The sequence below is a fragment of the Nitrospira sp. genome (genome assembly GCA_024760545.1).
GTDB lineage: Bacteria > Nitrospirota > Nitrospiria > Nitrospirales > Nitrospiraceae > Nitrospira_D.
Genome location: CP060501.1, coordinates 140,531 through 159,565 on the forward strand (window position 1 = coordinate 140,531; position 19,035 = coordinate 159,565).

Genomic DNA, 19,035 nt, shown 5'->3' on the forward strand with positions numbered 1-19,035 from the left:
CCGGGCTCCCGCTCGGCGCCACCCGCAGTTGATGGGTGAGGGGGAACAGGAGAAGGCATGAGTTTTTCAGAGCGCATGCTCAAGATCGATCGGCGGATCATTTTCTTGGTGATCGGTCTCTGCACCCTGTTGCCGTTGCTCTATCCCGTCGGTTTGCCGATCAGGATTTCGTCGGAAGTCCGTGGCGTGTATGAGCATATCGAGTCGTTGCCGGAACATTCCGTCTTTCTGCTGTCGATCGATTTCGATCCCGCCTCCAAACCCGAGCTCTATCCGCAAGCGGTGGCGCTGCTGCGTCACGCTTTCAAGAAGAATCTTCGGGTGGTCACGATGACTCTCTGGGTGACCGGGACAGGCATGGCGGATCAGTTAGTCACGCAGGTTGCCAAAGAGATGGGGAGAGAATACGGGAAGGATTATGCGTTTCTGGGATGGAGTCCGGGCGGGCAAGCCGTGATCATCAATATGGGGCAGGACCTCTATTCAGCATTTCCCAGCGACTATAGCGGCAAGCCCACGAAGGATTTGCCGGTTCTTGACGGCGTGCGCAGCTTGAAGGATGTCGGCTACATGGTCAGCTTGGGCGCCGGCCGTCCCGGGGTTGAAGAGTGGTATGTCTTTGGGAAGGACAAATATAAGTTCGAAATGGGTGGTGGCTGCACGGGAGTGATGGCGCCGGGATTGTACCCATTGCTGCGAAGCGGACAGATCAACGGCCTGATCGGCGGCCTCCGCGGCGCGGCGGAGTATGAGAGCCTCATCGGTCAGAAAGGCAAAGCGGTGGCGGGTATGGACGCACAGTCCGCGACGCATCTCGCCATCATCGTGCTGGTGATCATCTGCAACGTGTTTTACCTCTCGCTCCGGCGCGCGGCTCGGGCACAGGGACAGGTCGGCTGAAGGGTAGGGGATCTCGATGGATGCCACGATACTAGGGGCTTGGGTTGCGACGGGGTTGACCCTCCTGATCTTCTCATTCCTGTACAAAGACAACGTGTTGTTCAAACTGGCAGAGCATCTCTATGTGGGGGTCTCAGTCGGCTATACGATCGTGAAGACGTACGATACCGTCATCGTCCACTTGGTCGTCAAACCGATCGTCGAGAACGGGGAAATCGCCCTGCTGATTCCCGTAGCCATCGGGATGCTCATGCTGACTCGGTACGTGCCGAAAGCCGCCTGGATATCCCGATACGCGTTCGCCTTTATCGTCGGGATGGGGGCGGGATTGGCGATACCGAGAACGATTTCTTCCTTCATCCTGAAACAAATCGAGGATACGGTTCGTCCGTTGTTATCGATCGCGGGATCGGATGGCGTCAGCTTCTCGATGAACCTGCTCAATCCCGCCAGCAACCTCAATGCGATCATCATCCTGCTGGGAGTCGGCTCGGTCTTGTTCTACTTCTTTTTCTCGATCGAGCACAGTGGACCGGGAAGGGCAGTGGCTCGAAGCGGTGTGATGTTCTTGATGATTTCCTTCGGCGCCGCGTTCGGCTATACGGTTATGGCCCGCATGTCGCTCTTGATCGGCCGATTGACCGATTTGATCGAATTCTCCGATGCCTCCTACGGGCGGCCTACCATCTGGTTGCTGATTCTCACGGTGGTGGCGCTCATCATATTGGCCCGGCGAGGTGAAGCCCCTCCTCCAAGTAGTCAGTAGCCACGGCTATCGGATCGGTTGCAGCGGCTCCATTCCATCCCCTACAATGACCGTCGTCATGTCCACCGATGTCGTCAAAGATTCAACTCAGTATCCCCTCCTGCGGAATCTGCAATTTTCGCCCATTAAGCAGGGCGAAGATCAATTGATGGTGCTCTGGGACCCCAGTGGCCTGAGCAAGGAAAAACTGGTCCTGCCGCTCAATTTCTTTTTCATCGTGCAGCATTTCGACGGAGAGCATTCTCTCCAAGACATCGGTGCGCTGTACCTGAAACGGTTTGGTGAATTCCTGCTGCCGAGCAAAGTGGAACAGTTGGTGGCGGATCTGGCGCAAAAGCTTTTCCTGGAAGGTCCGCAAACTGAATCAGCACGGGAACAGGCCAGGATCGAGTATCGGCAGCAGCCGGCCAGGCCTGCCGTGTTTGCCGGACGGAGTTACGAAGCCGACGGCGTGAAGCTCAGAAAGCAGATCGACGGATTTTTTACGTCTGGTGAGGGGCCGGATTTTAAGCCCTCCGAGAATCAGGGCAAGCCGATCAAAGGGCTCGTGGTGCCCACATACGATCTCAAGCAAGCAGGGCCGGTCTATGCGTGGGGATACAAAGAGTTACAGGAAGCCCAACGGCCGGATGTCTATGTGCTGTTCGGTACCGCTCATGCCGGATTGGAGAATCTGTTCGCAGTGACCGACAAAGATTTTGAGACCCCGTTGGGAACGGTCCAGGTTGATCGGACGGTCGTAGACCGATTAAACGAATTGGTGCCGGAATACTTCGAAGAAGACATCGCCCATCAATCCGAACATGCTATTGAATTCCAACTGCCGTTTCTCCAAACCATCGTCGGGAAGCCGTTCACGATTGTTCCGATCTTGTCCTCATTTTCCGCATCGAGTCTCCATGATCCTACAGTCCGGAGTTCGGTGGACCGGTTTCTGAACGCTCTGCAAGATGCGATCGCTGTCTCCGGAAAGACATCATGTGTCATTGCCGCAGGGGAGCTGGCTCATCTCGGCCTGCGCTATGGTGATGCCGCTCCACCGACCGATTTTTCCTTTCATCGCGCCATGCAGCGCGACTTGGAAATGTTGAAACATGTCGAAGAACTCCGCCCGGACGCTTTCGCCGGTTATATCCAGAAGGAAAGCGATCAACGTCGCATTTCCGGCTTCTCGCCCATCTATAGCCTGTTGCGATTGATTCACGCGGAAAAGGGTCAAGTCCTCCGCTACGATCGCGGCATCACGGATCAATATAACTCCACCGTCACCTACGCCAGCCTGGCGTTTTTCTGACTCCCACCTTTGTCTTGTATCCGAAAAGTTTGGCATAGGATCGGTTAGATACACCTCTAGCTCATTCTAGATGCACCAGTGATTCCTATGACGTCCCTTGTGTATCGTTTTGACACAGAAGGATTGAGGGGCCTGACAGATTGTCGGTTGCGCGAAATGAGCAAATTTCAATGACACAAAGCAGTTGTGATCTTTTCAGAGAGAGTTCTGATTGTTGAGGAAGCATCCGAATAACAGCTCACCCGCTTCCTTAGTGGAATGATTTTTGTATCGCTTCGCACGTTGGAAGTGGTCTTGACACCCGACCGAGTGAGCATTGCCCAGGGTAATAGCTAAGCGTAAGCTAGCGTCTTCAGAAAGTGGGCGATCGACTCAAGCAACTGACAAGCAGGACGGTATGCTTTAACGAACACTCCAACAGAGGGGGATACGATGCCGACATCCAAAATGAACGTGTGGTACGGGTGGGTACCTGACCGGCCTGATCAGAGGGACAAGCTCTACGCCGCCATTGCCGGACCGCCGAGGACATTGCCCTCAAAGGTCGATCTTCGTGACGGCTGTTCGCCCGTGGAAAACCAGGGTCAACTCGGTAGTTGCACGGCGAATGCACTGGTAGGCAACCTGGAGTTTCTTGAGAAGAGAGCCGGACATAACCCCACGAACCTGAGTCGTCTGTTCATCTATTACAATGAGCGGGCAATGGAAGGCACCATCCGTGAAGATGCCGGGGCGATGATCCGCGATGGGGTCAAATCGCTCGTCAAGTTGGGTGTCTGTACCGAGAAACTCTGGCCGTACAAAATTGAGAGATTCACCAAGAAACCGTCACAGGCCTGTTATAAACAGGCTCGGAATCGTCAGGTGACCTCCTATCATCGGGTCATCGGCTTGCAACAAATGAAACAGTGTCTCGCGGAAGGATATCCGTTCGTGTTTGGGTTTTCGGTCTATGAAGCATTTGAGTCTCCTCAAGTCGCCAAGACAGGCCAATTGGATCTACCTAAACCGAGTGAAAAGCAGATCGGCGGTCATGCCGTGTTGGCTGTGGGGTATGACGAGCAAGCCCAACGGATACTCGTCCGTAATTCCTGGGGAGCGGACTGGGGCATCCAAGGATATTTTACAATGCCCTATGACTATATCTCGAATGACAACCTTGCGGACGACTTCTGGACGCTCCGGATGATCGAGGACGTGTAACGCAAACTCATCTCAGAGTATTTCCGGCTTCTCGCCGATCTGTAGCCTGTTGCGATTGATTCAGGAGGACAAGGGTCACGTCCTCCGCTGCGACCGGGGCATCACGGATCACTATCACTCCATCGTCACTTCGCCAGCCTGGCATTCTTCTAATCAGCAGTTCCATTCTCGCAACGGTTTTCTAGTAGATCAGGCGGATCGTCGCTCTGCCGGCATAGTTGGTCGTTCACTGCAGGGTTTGAACTACAGATTGGATAGACCATGTGAATCAGATTGGATTCAAGCTGAATCCATTCTTATTCAGCCAATTCGATAGAGAGGCGCAGACCGTTAGACTTGCATCACACGAAACACGCGAAATGGCCTGATTATTCATTATGTTGTACCGCTTGATAAATCGAGATGCGGGATGTCAGCGAAGCACGGAATTTGCTGGGTGTCGTACAACATGTCCCGGGTAGGAACTAGACTGGATCGCCCAATCCAGCACCCCCATCTCCTTGTGAGGTTCCGGCCCCGGGCGGGCGAGTCCGGCGGTGATGATGAGAAATCCACCGCCGGGTGTCGTCATCAGTCGTCATCATAGGTAGCCACGGAACTACATGGTTGAACGAGAACAGAACGTAGACGCGTCCTATGGTGTATACGCTCAGCCTCTCAAAGAATGGATTGTTTCTATGCCCATCGCATTGCACGTGAGCTTGGCCCACCAGTATTGGGGCTATACCTATACGGTGGGATGGGCGGCCATGAGCGTTGATCTCGGCTCCGTCCCTTGGCGCGCCCGTGTCACATCCGTCAGGGGCTAAATTCCTCCCGTCACTGGGACTCCTCCTGGTGACGGGAGGTCTCAACAACGCTGCACAGCCAAGTTCTCCACTACGATCGGAACAGTGCGGATCAGTTTAATTCCACTGTCATCTATACAAGCCTCGCGTTCTTCCAGCGTTCAACGCACCATACGATTACGATTGCAGCCTGTTCGTTCGACGATGAAAGTCGTGAGCGCGGACGGACAACTGTGAAATTGTGACTGAGCGTAGAGCGCGGTTCCGCCCGTATCAAGACAATTTGGATACACTCACTGGATCGTCTAGATACACCACTCACTCCCAACTGATGGGTGTATCGTTTTAATACAGTACAAGCGCATTTATCGAACTTGTCCTCTTGCAGGCGAAAAAAGAAGACATTTCAGTGAAACAGTGCATCGAGGCGTGCCCCCAAAATATTTCTTCTCTGCGAGAACCTTCTGATTCATGAATCTCCCATGTTTCCCCGCAGTGGAATGCTTTTTGTATGACTCCGCATGAGTAAAAGTTATTTTAGATTTAACTGAATGAGAATTGACGAAGGTACCATCTAGGCGTAGTTTAGGACACTCTAGAAATGAGGGAAGGCGTTCGGTACCACCTCATGACTGCGACCAGCATTCACAACATCGGCATTGCGATCCTCCACCGTAATCAGCTGTTTCGAGAAAGCCTGAGTTGCTGTTTGGCACAGATCGATTCATTTTCAGTGGAGCATGATGCCTCGAATTCAGAAGAGATCGAAGAAGCCCTTCGCGCGCATAACGTTGATGTGCTCCTACTTGAGTTTGGAATATTGGCTCGAGGAGAAGAAAGAACTACCACGAGGATTCGTAATCTGTCATCGCGAGTGAAGACCTTGGTGATTGACGTGCCCGAAAATGAAAATGATGTGCTGTACTGCATTGAGACCGGCGGGGCTTCCGGCTATCTGCTGCACAATGCTTCCATCAAGGATCTCATGAACAACATCAAGGCGGTGATGAGTGGGGAGACCCTGTGCTCTCCACGTGTTGCGAGTCTGGCGTTCGACCGTGTATCCGCACTCACACGTCAGATTGAAAGTGGCCACGTCGTCGATGGAGCGCGTCTCACTCGGCGTGAAACGCAAATTGTCGGATTGATTGACGAGGGGTTAAGTAACAAAGAAATTGCCGTTTGCCTGCACATTGGAGTTTCTACCGTTAAAAACCATGTCCATAATATCCTCGATAAATTGCAGTTGCACAATCGCCATTCAGCGGTGAAGCACATCAAAGAACAGGCAATGTACACCGGACGCTAGCCTGCTCAAGTCTCTGTCTCACACGAGTTTCATCGATCTCTTCCTGGCTCATCCGAAAAGGATCTAGATGAGGATCTAGATCTTACGTCTGCAGCATCTAGACCCAAATCCATCCCGTAGATCTATGGGATCTCACACAATTACGGCTAGAGTACGTCAACAGTATTGTGAGGCCGTCTATTGGACAAAATCAGAGTACTTTTCGGAAATTATCCGATCATGATTCCTGATGTCGTTCGACATCTTGTTGAAGAACAGGATGACATGGAAGTGGTCGGAGATTGCCGAGGGGCGATGAAAATTCTTCAGGAAACCGGTCGAGCCAAGGCTGATGTCGTCCTTCTTGCGCAGGAACACATGGATGAACCGGCGTTGTGCGGGCAATTACTGGCAGTCTATCCGGACCTGACCATTGTGAGTGTGACACCGGATACAACGCATGTATTTACGCAGCAACTCCGCTCGTATCGGCAAAGCGTGGTCACTGAGGAGCACGTAGACATCGTGCAGACGGTGAGAATGGCGGCCAGACAGTCGGGTGGCGAGAAATGAATGTGACGACGGCGCATGCTAACAAGGAGGATGAACCATGCCAGTGTCAGTGAGTTACCCAGGTGTCTATATCCAGGAAGTTCCAAGCGGTGTCAGGACAATCACGGGCGTGTCCACCTCTATCGCGGCGTTTTTTGGCCGAGCGCAAAAAGGGGCCATCAACAAGGCTGTCCGTTGTTTGAGCTATTCGGATTTCTTGCGTGAGTTTGGAGGTGGACATCCATCAAGCGAACTAGCCGCAAACGTCAACCAGTTTTTTGGAAACGGAGGGACGGATTGTTACATCGTCAGACTTGCGCACAATGCTAAAAAAGCCGACATCACACTCAAAAATGTGGCCGGCGTCCCCGCGCTGACCATTATGGCAAAAGATGCCGGCATCTGGGGTAACAACGTCCGCTTGGCGATCGACTACAACACCTCGAACCCGGAGGAGACCTTCAATCTCTATCTGACGCAAGAGGAAGGTGGCGTGGTCGTCAACAGCGAGACCTTTCTCAACCTATCCATGAATCCGGTGGCGCCCCGATATGTCGTGAATTTTGTGACTCAAAGTTCAAAATTAGTCGATGTTCAGTTGGCGACGGGCTTTGACATAAATTCCTCGGCACAAGCCGGCTATAGTGAGGGCCGCCGCGTCATGGGCGCCACGTTGACCGCCATTCGAGATGAGTTAAACGCGCTGATTTATACCCCGCCTGCGGCATCGGCCAGTCGAAAGTTTGATATCAGCGTGAATGAAGGGCCGCCTTCATCCGTCGACATGCGGACTAATAATCCCGCTGCCCTTACTGCGACGACAAAAGCTCCGCTTGAGGCTGAGATACTGGCTCGTATCACGCCGAGTCTTCCGGCCGGTGTTTCGGTCACCTGCAGCCTGGACGAAATTGATCCCGGTTCGGGGCTGAGAGTCCTTCGCATCACATCCGCAACAGGCAACAATCTCAGCGTCAAGATACGACGGGCAAGCAGCAACGATCTGGCGGCAGCACTCATGCTCGGTATCGATCAAGGTGGAGTTGAAGTGACGCGGTTCGCCAATCATCGCCCCGTTCCAACCGCGACATATTTTTCAGGAAACGCGAACGTCTTGGCAAAACTGCTTCAGACGGATGTGGCACACGACATCACGAAGATTACATTCGCCGGCGCCCCCGCGCCCAACGTGGTTGATTTCAACGTTCCACTCCCCAATGTGCTGCAAACTACCGGCGCTGCTGACCGGTGGTTCAAAGATGCCCTCTCGTCGGCGATTACAAACCATTCCGATGGGGTGCGGGAAAAGCTTCAGATCATGGCGAAAACCATAAATGACAAACCCGACGCTCCGGTGACAGCCGAGGTGTGGGGATATCGAATTGCCTTCAAGCCGAAGGTCGGGATGTTGAATACGACCTACACTGTCTCGACTGCAACCGAAAACTTAGCCGGATCATTCACGTCCAACGTCAGGCAGTACGCCTTGGGCAACATCGGAACCGGCTCATTTCAAAATGGTGCGGGACAGATCGGACAGGATGATGACGGGACACCATTGACCGTTGCCGACTACACGGGAAGCGCATTGGATCATACGGGATTCTATGCGCTCGATCGCGTCGATCTATTTAATCTCATGATTATTCCTCAGGACGGAGACATCGACGAAGGCGAATACCAACAGCTCATCGGACCTGCCACGACCTATTGCGAAAGCCGCCGCGCGTTCTTGCTGATCGATGCACCTGTGAGTTGGACAAACGGGGACAAAATGGTCGCCGATGCGGCAAAGGTCAATGGGCTCCGCGCCGGCATCGTGAAGCAAAACTCGGCGATTTTCTATCCCAGAGTCAAATACAGCGATGCCGGTATTATCAAGCCGCTCGGTCCGTCCGGTGGGATAGCCGGCCTGATGGCGAGAACCGATTCGCAGCGGGGCGTGTGGAAGGCGCCGGCTGGAACCGAGGCCGATCTTCGCGGGGTCCTCGACGTCGAACTGAATATAACGGACGGAGAAAACGGCGTGCTCAATAAGCTGGGAGTCAATTGCATTCGGAAGTTTCCGAACGGAATCGTCAATTGGGGCGCACGCACGCTCGATGGCAGCGATGATTTCGGGTCGGAGTGGAAATACATTCCAATCCGCAGATTGGCTCTGTTCCTCGAGGAATCGCTTTTCCGCGGAACGAAATGGGTTGTGTTCGAGCCGAACGATGAGCCGCTGTGGGCCAAGATCCGCATGAACATCACTGCGTTCATGATGGGTCTTTTCAGGCAAGGAGCATTTCAGGGCAGTACGCCCGACAAGGCGTTTTTCGTCAAATGCGACGGCGAAACAACGACGGCCAACGATCGCAATCTGGGCATCGTCAATATTCAGGTCGGTTTTGCACCGCTCAAACCAGCCGAGTTCGTGATCATCAGCATTCAACAGATACCGGATGTGTAACCGCTAAAAGGAGCGAGACATGGCTAAAGGATTCGTCAAGAACGCAAAGAGGTTCGATCCGTACAAGAATTTTAAGTTCCGGCTCGTTTGGGACGGCAAACCGGTCATGGGCATCAGTAAGGTCAGCGCGCTCAAACGCACGACCGAGGTGGTCAAGCATCGTGACGGCGGTGACAACAGTACCGACCATAAATCGCCCGGCCGCACCAGTTACGATGCGGTCAGCGTCGAGCGCGGTTTGACTCACGATCCGGAATTCGAAGCTTGGGCGAATAAGGTGCATCCGTATTCAGGAGATAGTGCGATGGATCTTGCCGCCTATAAAAAGGATCTCACGCTCGAAATGATGAATGAAAAAGGCCACGTGGTATACAGGTATTTCCTGTACGACTGCTGGGTCAGTGAATACACGGCCATTCCCGAGTTGAACGCCAACGCCAATGCCGTGGCCATTGAATCGATGAAGATCGAGCTCGAAGGTTGGGATCGAGACAAGGACACGAAAGAACCCAATGAGGCCGACGACGTTCCACAAGGTTAACTGCTAAGACGAGAACATGAATATTGAGGTCGGGACAGAGGATGTGATCCCGTTGCCGTCGTTTACCACGTCATCTTCCGTGGCATGGTTCAAAGGTGGCGCAGGATTCCGGAGATTTGGGAAATGCGAGACTGATCTCGCCGTGGATTTCTCAGTGCCGAACCGGGCGGCTCTTGCTACGCGTCTGCTTGAGTTGTGCGCCGTTGATCCCGAACGTCTGCTTCCGCCCAGACATTTCATCGAGCTTTCAATCGGTAAGCGGATCGAATGCCTTCTTTTACTCGCAGCCGGAGGGTGGGATAAGGCCTTGAGTTTGGTGTTCAAATGTCAGGGATGCGGCGAGGAGCTTGAACTGGAGCTCACCTTCGAGGAGCTTTCTGAAGTTCAGCGTGAGGCGGACAAAATTGAAACAATCGGCGTCGACCTGGAGGGGAGGCGAATCGAATTTCGCAAGCCCACAGGCCGTGACCAAGAAGTCTGGGCAAGGACCGTATTCCCTGATGAACAGAATGCGGCAGCGAGCATGATCAGTTCTCTGGCCGTCACGCCGGATTTCCAGACAGCTCTTGGAACGGCTTCGGTGAGTGAGATCGAAAGGATGTTTGATGACGCCGACCCACTCGTGAATTTTAGTTGTCGGGTGAGTTGCGGGGAATGCGACAGGCTCAATGGTTATCGGGTCGATCTGATGGAGACCGCGCTCGCTATGCTGAGCCGAATGCAAACCCAGTTGATTCATGCGATTCATAGAATGGCATCGCATTATCACTGGAGCGAGGCAGACGTGCTCGCTGTTCCCGAATGGCGACGGCAACAGTACCTGCAGCTGATTGGGGCCACGAAGAAATGAGCGGATATTTTTCACACATGGCCAGACAAAGCGGCCTCCGATTTGTGGAACCGAGACCGTCATCAGCTGGAACCGTGACCCATGGAGCTCACCCTCGCTCGTCACAAGTTTTGCCTAGCGACGTAGAAGAGGTTGTAGAGGTCCCATCAAATCTGGAGACGAACAATGCCATGTCGTCGAAAACCGATCATGCTCCAAAAGCATTATCCAAAATCGAAAGTACAGCGGTGAGGAAGCGAGCAGAGGGCTTGGCCTTGTCTGATAGATCCCAAGCTATGGTTGACCCTTCGGAGATTCATGATCTTATCCGCGAAGAGGTTCCGACAGTTCGATTCGGCGGAGACACCACGTCAAAAGCGGAGGTTCAGACGGATGATTCCAGGCCAAGTCGGCATGTTGAAGAACGGGCTATTGCCGGTGAACATTCCGAGACCGTCCATGAATTAAGGACAAATGAATCTGTCACTGCAGTCTCGCCTGAACAACCGCAGGGGATCAAACATTTCCGAAGGATAGCCGAGATCATCGATGGAAGTGCGATGGAACCTGCCGAAGTGCAAGCGGTTCTTTTGCAAGAAATTCAAGAATGGATTGCGGCGGGACCGGTGACACCTGAAAAGTCCGGGGTTATGAAAGAGGCGAATCAAGCATCGTCGCCGGGAAAACAACGTGAAGTTGCGCAACCGTGGGAGTCCGAGCCCGGTGTGGTTCGTATCGGGAGAACAGAGAGGCCGGAATTGAGATCTCACGATCAGCCCACGAAAGCGATACCCGACATTCAGGAACAGGTGCTTGATCTTTCAATTGGAACGATCAGCGTGGTGATAGAGGACGACAAGAAACCGATTCAGCTTGTTCCTACGCGGCGGAGTGAATCCGGTCAAGGCAAGAGAGCATCAAGACCTTCTCTATCACGGCTAAGCCGGCATTACATCTAGCAGTATGTTGAAAAAGTTCGCCAGCTTTGTGCTCGCGTCGCTTAGAGGCTCAACGTACGGCCCAGAGTACGCTTCGCCGCTTCGCTCGCTGCGGCCGCGCTGGACGACCTTTTTGAACATCCTGCGGGGTATTCCGAACCCATTGGCGAGCAGGGAGCCCCTGCGCTTTTCGAAACGTTTAAAAGATTGTTCAACAGCCCGCTAGAGAATAATGGCGCTCGCAGATACCACCAATGCCATCGGCGCGGTCACTGAAATGCTGCAGCTGCGGCTTCAGGCCCTGAGTGGCTCGACCCTCGTCACCATCGGCAAACCTGAAGAGTCAGATGACGCCACGCCCCATCTGAACCTCTTTCTGTATCAGATCGAGTTTGACCCCTTCCTAAAGAACATTCCGCTCAACGAAGGTGAAAAACCGCCGTTGTGGATGGTGCTGAAGTATTTGCTGACGGCCTATTCAGCCCAGGATGTGAGCGACACGATTATTGCGCATCAGAGACTCGGTGGAGCGATTAAGGCGCTGAACCGGAACGACTTGATCGATATCGGAGTGAACACCACGATCAGCAAAGCGCTCAGTCCGAATCCTCAAGAATTGCACGTCACGTTTGACGAGAGTAATTCGGATCTGTTGGCAAAGCTCATGCAGGGAACCGATGAAAAATACAGGCTCTCGATTTGTTTTCAAGTGCGCCCGGTGATGATCGCAGCAGCGGAACCTGGCGATTACTCGCTGTTGGTCGGTATCGATTACACGCAGCCACCCGCGACGCTGGCCGATCCGTATGTCGGCATCGATACCATTCCATCCATGGGAGCGCACATTGATCAAATTGTCCCTGTTGGTTTTGAAGTGGGTGAAGAGGTCACGATACAAGGCACAGACCTGCACTTGGCGAATCTGTCGGTCATGCTCGGAACGGTCGAATTGGCCGTTACGATGCAACGACCGGATCAGCTCAAGTTCAAGGTGGATGCCGCGATCATCGGTACGAGTGGGATTTCTGCCGGAAGTCATCCCGTCACTGTCGTCCAAACCCTCCCGGGGACGGGAAAAAAGAGAAAGAGCAACGCCGTAATCGGCAATCTCGTGCCCACCCTGCAATCTGTGGTCACGGTACCCCCCGGTACGGTGACGGTCAACGGCGGACCACCTCGGACAGCCTTTGCCACGATCGATCTGACGGGCCTGCTCTTGGGTACGGATGGTGATGATGTAATTGCCGCATTCTACCGAAATGGCAGCGTCGCTCGGATGTTTGATGTGTTTACGATTCCACCGGGTCCGCCGCCACCACAGACCAAGCGTCGCCTCACAATGGCCAACAGCGATGCCATTCCCGTAGGCGATTACAACCTGGTGGTGATCGTCAACGGACAGCAAGCTCCCCAGAGCCCATTGATTCACATGGATAGTCCATGAACGTGGAATCGGCAAGAACAGAGCCCATTGTGTTCACGCCAAATTTGCGGGCTCGTGATGAGTTGGCGAATTATTGGATGCGCCAAGCCACACTCCGTCTGCGGCGCGAAATAGCCTGGCTGTGGCACGAACGGGGCGCCGGCGCATCTCCACAATTGGGTGAATTGCCGCCGATGATCGACCGCGCATCGGTTTCACTCGATCTGTCGCGTCACTGGGACGAAAAGCGGAGATTTTATGCAAGCCACGTCGCGGCAAAATATTTGACCGAACAACTGAGTATTCCGCCCCCGAGAATTGATCAATCGGTTCGCGGGTCTTTCGGATGGGTTCTTCATGAACTCTCGCTTGACGATGTCTCGGCATTGACGCTTGCCATGGGGCTCGCCTCGGCCTTCGACGCGAGTTTCGGAGCCGTTATCGCATCCTGCCTGAACGACCCGTCTCGCATTTATCCAAACCTCATGCTGATACAGCGATTGTGGGATGACCCGGAAGAAGCGCAAACGCTTTCCGATCCCATGCACCCGCTGTTTGCGATGGGGTTGCTCCGTCGAGTCTCGTCCGTCCAGCGGCCATATGCGGACACCCTTTGGGAGCAGCCTCTCTCGGTGCCGTGGTTGGTGGCACGTTCGATGCTCGATGGAGCAGAAACCGGTTCGACGAGTTTAAAGCTGGTCGACCCGACGAAAGAGAGGCATGGTGAGCTCACGAAGGCTGAAACATTGATCGCCTATCGTGTGCGTGCGGACATGCCGCAGAGACTGCGCGTCATACCATTGCTTGGAAACCGTCGTTCGGCTTACCGCCAGACCGCGATCGATATCGCTCTGCTGGCAGAGCAGAAACTGTGGGAATACAAGGGCGATCCAACCTTGCTCGGTAATGAAGACTATTTCGCGATGCTGATGTGTTTCGCATGGCTGACCGGGCACAGTCTGTTGGTCCAGCATGAGTTGTTTGATGGAACGGAAGCTCGGCGCGCGCGTAACGAAGGACTGCCGCTCGTATCGGTTCCTATCGTACTGTTCCTGTCGATAGCCGATCGGAGGCAGATCGCGCATCTCGATCCCGCACTGTTGTTGCCTTTTGTGAAAGTTCCTGCGCTTGGCTATGAAGGCCGGCTTGCGGCCTGGATGGAAGGTTTTGGCCAAGATGCCAAACAGTATGAACCTATTCTGAAGGAGATGGCTCGCCGGTTTCGTTATGAGAAGGATACGATCCATGACATCTGTGCCGAGCTAAGGGCGCAACCAGAACCGCTGAAAGACGATGATTTTATCGAGGCCTGCCGTGCCGAACTGAGCGTGGACATGGGTGAACTGGCGGCCTATGTCGAACCGCGCTTTCCCGACGAGAAGCTCATCCTCCCGAATAAACAGGCGATTCAGTTTGAAGAGCAGTTGGCTGCGATGCAGGCCCTGACCAAGGTGCATTACGACTGGGGGACCGCCCGTGCTTGGAACGAAGGCGGTATTACCGTGCTGTTTTCCGGACCCCCGGGAACCGGAAAAACAATGGCAGCCGAGATCTTGGCCTATCGGCTCAAACTTCCGATGTACCGCATCGATCTTTCACAGGTGGTCAATAAGTACATAGGCGAGACGGAAAAAAACTTGAAACGCATCTTTGACGCCGCGGATGTCTCGGACATGCTGTTGTTCTTCGATGAGGCCGATGCGCTCTTTGGCAAACGCATAGAAGCCAATGATGCCCGGGATCGCTACGCCAATCTGGAAGTCAGTTATCTGTTGGAAAGAATGGAGCGCTTCAAAGGGCTGGCGGTTTTGGCGACGAACCGAAAGAGCGACTTGGATCAAGCTTTCTTGCGGCGTATCCGCCATATCATCGAGTTTCCGGTTCCGGACGAGATCCAACGAGCCGCCATTTGGCAACAGGTGATACCGGCCTCCGTCGCGGCAAATTCACGCATCGATATCGCCTTCCTGGCACGACAGTTTCCACTTTCCGGGGGGCACATCCGTTCCATCGTATTCAATGCCTGCCTGCAGTCGGCGTACGCCGGTAACGGACATAAAGAACTGTTTATGAAAGATGTCCTCGTTGCCGTCAAACGCGAATACGACAAGATGAACCGCGCCTTGAGCCTCGAACAACTGGGGCCATATGTACACGATATCGTCAAACTCGAGTAATCCATGACCAAGCGAAGAATTCATATATCCAACTTAACCGTGCGGCTTCCCCGAAGCGCAGGCCACCTGATGAGTGATCCGAGGAAGCTTGCCTCAGACGTTGGGCAGGAGATTGTGAAACATATCGCCGAAGCAACTCAGGGGCATTCGGGAACGCTCAGGATCGATCGTCTGTCTTCTGGAAAGATTAGGATCGGCAGGCATGCGGGCGCGATGCACACACAGATTGGAAAGCAAGTGGCCTCAACAGTCATGAAGATTCTCGATGGAGGCGAAAGGTAATTCTATGGGTTTCCTGATGCGCGGAGCGCTGATTGAATATGGGTCTGATTTTATGGGCCCGATCCCGAATGTCGTCATATTCCAGTTCAATCCGGAAACCCTGACCAGAACGGTGCAGATTCCTTCGCGTCCTGCATCGGCAACTGCGCGTGAGACCACGCAAGCGGGAGAACCGTCGATCGAAAAGATCACCCTAAAGGCAAGCTTCAGCGCGGCGGATGAGTTCGGCGAGAACAAGGCCTTGGCGCGCCTGTTCGGAGTGGGCACGCGTCTGGCTGCCTTGGAAAAGATGGTCCATCCGTCCAACGATTTGCTTGCGGCGATTGGCGCGGCGCTTGGCGGAGCAGCGGGGGCGCTCGGCGGTGGAGGCGCCCTGCGTCAGCCGATTCCACGCGAAAAATACCCACGAATCCTTTTTATCTGGGGCGTGTATAGGGTACTGCCCGTGATCATCGAATCCATGAGCATTACCGAGCAGCAGTACGATTTCCTGCTCAATCCTGTTCAGGCTGAGGTGTCCATCACGTTGGCGGTCAATGCAACTGATCTCTGTTCCGACGACGAAGTCGCGAAGGGCGCCATGCTCTATACCAACATGGCGAAGGATGCGCAGGCGATGGCGAACTTGGCGAATACCGCGCAGCAAGTAGTGGAATTGATCCCGTTCTAGCTGAGGTGGGCACATGTTTGATGAAAATTCTCGCTACGTCAAATGCTCGACTGTCCAAGTGGAAATGGTAAATGGGGCTAGAGTCCTTGCCGTAAAATTACGCCGGCTGCCATATGTGCCGGGCAAGCTTACCGAGACAAAGGGCACCGACCGGCTCGATATCATGGCTCACCGTCGATACAAAGACGGAACGAAGTTTTGGCACGTCGCGGATGCCAATACCGAACTCGAGGCTAACCGGTTGGTTGAACGCGAACGCAATGAAAATCCGCTCGTGCAGGAAGAAACGCGCTTCATCGTCGTTCCGGAAAGTTAATCCATGGTCAAGGAATTCAAGGTTTACTATGGCAACGTTCCAGCCAGCCAGGAACAGCTCAATGCGATCGACGAGATCGTCGTTGAACAGGAAATCGGCCGTGCATGGCAGGCCAAGATAACCATACCGATTTGCATCGCTGAGGACGGCTCCTGGGACGGCGAGAATAATCCGGAATACGCTGAATTTTCACGCGTACGTGTCGAGGCGCGAGTCGGAGATGGCGATTTTGTGCCGCTCATCGACGGACGCATTGTCGACCAGGATCCCGGGATGAGTGCCGAGCCCGGAGCCAGCACGTTAACGCTGACCGTCCAAGATGATACGACCTTGCTCCATCGCGAAGCCGGTTCAGAGGGTTTTCCACCAGGACAATCGGACAGCGACATCGCGCGGTCGCTCTTTGCGGATGCCGCGCTCGGCGGAACGATTGAAGTGGATGAGACCGGCGCGGCGACGGATCCCAATGCCGTCGTTCAGCGACATGGCACACCGATGCAGCTCCTCCGATCACTGATGAGACGACATCCCGATTTTTATGCGTATGTGTTGCCGGGAAGCGCGCCAGGTACGAGCAATTGCTATTTTAAAAAATTACCGGAGACCGTGGATCCGATGTTGCCTGCTCTGGTGCTGACGGGACCTGACCGGAACATGAGCGGCTTCCACGTTCAGCGGGTATCGAACAGCGCCGCTCAATATGAAGGGGCCTGGTTGAGCATGGACGACAAAAATGTCTCAACCGGGAGCTCACGCTCTTCGGAAGCCGCTCCGTCTGAAGGTGAAGCGGCAACGGTTGCCGGAAGTTCCGAGATACGAACCAGGCGACTTCCACCGGGAATCGGAGATCATGTGGATCCTTCCGAAGCGGCGGAGAGTACGGCACGACGATCAAGCTATACCGTCCGCGCGGAAGGGGCGGTCATACCTCAGTGCTTCAGTGGGATACTCTCGCCGTACCGGATGATCCGCGCCCGTGTTTCTAACAGCCGCTACAGCTCTCAGTATGTGATCTTCAAGGTTACGCACACGCTTGGGATATCCGAATATACGCAAAGCTTTTCAGTGCGCGGAAACGCAGTGACGCCGGAAGCTTCGGTGAGTGCCTTTTCACCGGCTGCCGCCGTGGCAGCCGGTGCGGCGGCCGTAAGTTTTAACATTCAAGTGGATATCTTTTGATGGACCCGCTCGAGTTTGAAGATCAGATAGTCGATCTTTCCGAATGGCGTAACGAGCATGTGTTCGGGAAGTACAGAGGAATCGTGGAATCAGTTGAAGAAGGTGACAACCTTGGGATGATCTCAGTCAAAGTGCCTGATGTGTTCGGTTCTGACCACGTGGTCGAACACGTCAGGCCCTGTAGCCCATTCGCCGGGAGTAAGCATGGATTTGTAGCGGTCCCTGAAGAAGGCGACGGTGTATGGGTGGAATTCGAAGCAGGTCGCACATCGCTTCCGATCTGGACGGGATTTTGGTGGGCGTCCGGTGAGATGCCTGAGCCAAAAGGCAAGCTGATCCGAAGTTTCATCACGACCAAAGGACATAAGCTGTTGCTCGACGACGATGCGAATGAGGTGAAGCTGCTTCATGCGGATGGGGCGGAACTCACCATGAGCGACAATGACGTCATTCTCAAGATCGGCGATTCCAGCGTCAAACTGACCTCCAATGAAATCACACTTCAAGTAGGGGCTTCGTCGATGTCGCCGCAGATAAAGATCGAATCGACGCAGATCACCATACAGGCGAGTTCCATGGGTTCGGTAAAGCTGACGTCGGGCGGGGTCGATATCGGAAACGGGGCCATGAAGATAGGCGCGTAGCGTATGCCCGGGTACATTCTCACGACCATGAGCCAGGTCATGTGTACGCATGGGGGGACGGCAGTACTCACCACGGCCAATACGATGATTACGGTCGATAATGCACCGGCACTGCTGGAATCAGATATTCATTCGGTCGTCGGTTGTCCGTTCACGGTGCCGCCGGGTAAGCCGCAACCATGTATTCGAATCGAATGGACGATGGCCGCGACCATGTGCAAGGGCAATGGAACCGGAGTGCTGACTCAGTCGAGCATCGGCAAGTGTATCAGCGCCGAGGGGGCCGTTCAGGGTCTGGCAATAATTCTCCAGACACAGGTCAAGGCGAAGGCTACATAAAGAATGAAGCCGGTCAACGGAGAGCATCTATCATTTCCCTTTCGCGTCGGGACCGATGGACGGATGGCGACCGTTCAATCGCTCGAAGAACATGTCCGTGACGAGATCGTCCAACTCGTTTTGACGAATCAAGGAGAAAGACCGTTTGTAGTCGATTTCGGCGGCGGCGTCAGGCGGCTGGTGTTCGAAGCGGCAGACGATGCGACGGCGGCCATGGCCAAGGCTCAGATCACACAGGCGATCAATCGGTGGCTGGGACATCGCGTGACCCTGGAGTACATTCAGGTCGAGGTACAGAACTCGACAATTTCGGTGGACATCCGCTACCGCTTAGCGGGGACGGATGATACGCGCGTGCTGCGTTTCAAGCGCGAGGGAAGCTGAGTCGCGTATGTATGACGAACCAGCTATACCTCTAAGGGAATTGGCCAGAAGCGAGCCGCTGCGTGAACGCGCG

Annotated in this window: 18 protein-coding genes; all 18 read left to right on the forward strand. The window is 54.1% G+C overall.

The genetic code is table 11. The annotated features are described in order from the left end of the window. Nucleotides 1-57: 57 nt before the first annotated feature. The 18 genes from H8K03_00650 to H8K03_00735 all read left to right on the forward strand — a co-directional run bounded on the left by H8K03_00650 (nt 58) and on the right by H8K03_00735 (nt 18,962). The gene (locus tag H8K03_00650; GenBank protein UVT20472.1) at nt 58-900 is read left to right on the forward strand and encodes a hypothetical protein; all 843 of its coding nucleotides are present in this window, start codon (nt 58-60) and stop codon (nt 898-900) included. Nucleotides 901-916: 16 nt separating this feature from the next. Beyond that, a complete protein-coding gene (locus H8K03_00655; GenBank protein ID UVT20473.1) occupies nt 917-1,666 on the forward strand; it encodes a hypothetical protein in 750 nt (249 codons plus the stop codon). Nucleotides 1,667-1,724: 58 nt separating this feature from the next. Then, a complete protein-coding gene (gene amrB, locus H8K03_00660; GenBank protein UVT20474.1) occupies nt 1,725-2,960 on the forward strand; it encodes an AmmeMemoRadiSam system protein B in 1,236 nt (411 codons plus the stop codon). A 447-nt stretch (nt 2,961-3,407) separates the two neighbouring features. Further along, nucleotides 3,408-4,163: a C1 family peptidase gene (locus tag H8K03_00665; protein UVT22330.1), complete on the forward strand. Its 756-nt coding sequence runs from the start codon at nt 3,408-3,410 to the stop codon at nt 4,161-4,163. A 1,497-nt stretch (nt 4,164-5,660) separates the two neighbouring features. After that, entirely contained in the window at nt 5,661-6,260 is a 600-nt protein-coding gene (locus H8K03_00670) for a response regulator transcription factor (protein UVT20475.1), read from the forward strand. A gap of 219 nt (nt 6,261-6,479) precedes the next feature. Then, entirely contained in the window at nt 6,480-6,812 is a 333-nt protein-coding gene (locus H8K03_00675) for a hypothetical protein (GenBank protein ID UVT20476.1), read from the forward strand. A 994-nt stretch (nt 6,813-7,806) separates the two neighbouring features. Next, nucleotides 7,807-9,240, forward strand: coding sequence for a phage tail sheath family protein (locus H8K03_00680; GenBank protein ID UVT22331.1), 1,434 nt, complete (start codon nt 7,807-7,809; stop codon nt 9,238-9,240). A 19-nt stretch (nt 9,241-9,259) separates the two neighbouring features. After that, complete coding sequence (locus tag H8K03_00685; protein ID UVT20477.1) at nt 9,260-9,781, forward strand: phage tail protein; 522 nt, start codon at nt 9,260-9,262, stop codon at nt 9,779-9,781. Between the two features lie 16 nt (nt 9,782-9,797). Then, nucleotides 9,798-10,631, forward strand: coding sequence for a hypothetical protein (locus tag H8K03_00690; protein UVT20478.1), 834 nt, complete (start codon nt 9,798-9,800; stop codon nt 10,629-10,631). A 275-nt stretch (nt 10,632-10,906) separates the two neighbouring features. Continuing rightward, nucleotides 10,907-11,569 (forward strand): hypothetical protein, encoded by a 663-nt coding sequence (locus H8K03_00695; protein ID UVT20479.1) that lies wholly within the window; start codon nt 10,907-10,909, stop codon nt 11,567-11,569. Nucleotides 11,570-11,780: 211 nt separating this feature from the next. Then, complete coding sequence (locus tag H8K03_00700) at nt 11,781-12,992, forward strand: DUF4255 domain-containing protein (GenBank protein UVT20480.1); 1,212 nt, start codon at nt 11,781-11,783, stop codon at nt 12,990-12,992. Then, nucleotides 12,989-15,148: an ATP-binding protein gene (locus H8K03_00705; GenBank protein UVT20481.1), complete on the forward strand. Its 2,160-nt coding sequence runs from the start codon at nt 12,989-12,991 to the stop codon at nt 15,146-15,148. The genes H8K03_00700 and H8K03_00705 overlap by 4 nt, the downstream gene beginning before the upstream one ends. A gap of 286 nt (nt 15,149-15,434) precedes the next feature. Further along, entirely contained in the window at nt 15,435-16,100 is a 666-nt protein-coding gene (locus H8K03_00710; GenBank protein ID UVT20482.1) for a hypothetical protein, read from the forward strand. 13 nt (nt 16,101-16,113) lie between these two features. Beyond that, nucleotides 16,114-16,416, forward strand: a complete 303-nt coding sequence (locus H8K03_00715) for a hypothetical protein (GenBank protein UVT20483.1) — start codon at nt 16,114-16,116, stop codon at nt 16,414-16,416. Nucleotides 16,417-16,419: 3 nt separating this feature from the next. Further along, on the forward strand, nt 16,420-17,595 hold the full coding sequence (locus tag H8K03_00720) for a hypothetical protein (GenBank protein UVT20484.1): 1,176 nt from the start codon (nt 16,420-16,422) through the stop codon (nt 17,593-17,595). Beyond that, complete coding sequence (locus H8K03_00725) at nt 17,595-18,239, forward strand: hypothetical protein (protein UVT20485.1); 645 nt, start codon at nt 17,595-17,597, stop codon at nt 18,237-18,239. Before H8K03_00720 ends, H8K03_00725 begins: the two co-directional genes overlap by 1 nt. Before the next feature lie 3 nt (nt 18,240-18,242). Beyond that, complete coding sequence (locus H8K03_00730; GenBank protein ID UVT20486.1) at nt 18,243-18,578, forward strand: hypothetical protein; 336 nt, start codon at nt 18,243-18,245, stop codon at nt 18,576-18,578. 3 nt (nt 18,579-18,581) lie between these two features. Further along, nucleotides 18,582-18,962, forward strand: coding sequence for a GPW/gp25 family protein (locus H8K03_00735; protein UVT20487.1), 381 nt, complete (start codon nt 18,582-18,584; stop codon nt 18,960-18,962). Nucleotides 18,963-19,035: the final 73 nt, after the last annotated feature.

Bases quoted from the DNA above. Each gene is read 5' to 3' on its own strand.
- H8K03_00730 (UVT20486.1), top strand. From the start codon at position 18,243: ATGCCCGGGTACATTCTCACGACCATGAGCCAGGTCATGTGTACGCAT.
- amrB (UVT20474.1), top strand. From the start codon at position 1,725: ATGTCCACCGATGTCGTCAAAGATTCAACTCAGTATCCCCTCCTGCGG.
- H8K03_00675 (UVT20476.1), top strand. From the start codon at position 6,480: ATGATTCCTGATGTCGTTCGACATCTTGTTGAAGAACAGGATGACATG.
- H8K03_00695 (UVT20479.1), top strand. From the start codon at position 10,907: ATGGTTGACCCTTCGGAGATTCATGATCTTATCCGCGAAGAGGTTCCG.
- H8K03_00650 (UVT20472.1), top strand. From the start codon at position 58: ATGAGTTTTTCAGAGCGCATGCTCAAGATCGATCGGCGGATCATTTTC.
- H8K03_00705 (UVT20481.1), top strand. From the start codon at position 12,989: ATGAACGTGGAATCGGCAAGAACAGAGCCCATTGTGTTCACGCCAAAT.
- H8K03_00700 (UVT20480.1), top strand. From the start codon at position 11,781: ATGGCGCTCGCAGATACCACCAATGCCATCGGCGCGGTCACTGAAATG.
- H8K03_00655 (UVT20473.1), top strand. From the start codon at position 917: ATGGATGCCACGATACTAGGGGCTTGGGTTGCGACGGGGTTGACCCTC.
- H8K03_00680 (UVT22331.1), top strand. From the start codon at position 7,807: ATGCTCGGTATCGATCAAGGTGGAGTTGAAGTGACGCGGTTCGCCAAT.
- H8K03_00710 (UVT20482.1), top strand. From the start codon at position 15,435: ATGGGTTTCCTGATGCGCGGAGCGCTGATTGAATATGGGTCTGATTTT.
- H8K03_00720 (UVT20484.1), top strand. From the start codon at position 16,420: ATGGTCAAGGAATTCAAGGTTTACTATGGCAACGTTCCAGCCAGCCAG.
- H8K03_00685 (UVT20477.1), top strand. From the start codon at position 9,260: ATGGCTAAAGGATTCGTCAAGAACGCAAAGAGGTTCGATCCGTACAAG.
- H8K03_00725 (UVT20485.1), top strand. From the start codon at position 17,595: ATGGACCCGCTCGAGTTTGAAGATCAGATAGTCGATCTTTCCGAATGG.
- H8K03_00715 (UVT20483.1), top strand. From the start codon at position 16,114: ATGTTTGATGAAAATTCTCGCTACGTCAAATGCTCGACTGTCCAAGTG.
- H8K03_00690 (UVT20478.1), top strand. From the start codon at position 9,798: ATGAATATTGAGGTCGGGACAGAGGATGTGATCCCGTTGCCGTCGTTT.
- H8K03_00735 (UVT20487.1), top strand. From the start codon at position 18,582: ATGAAGCCGGTCAACGGAGAGCATCTATCATTTCCCTTTCGCGTCGGG.
- H8K03_00665 (UVT22330.1), top strand. From the start codon at position 3,408: ATGAACGTGTGGTACGGGTGGGTACCTGACCGGCCTGATCAGAGGGAC.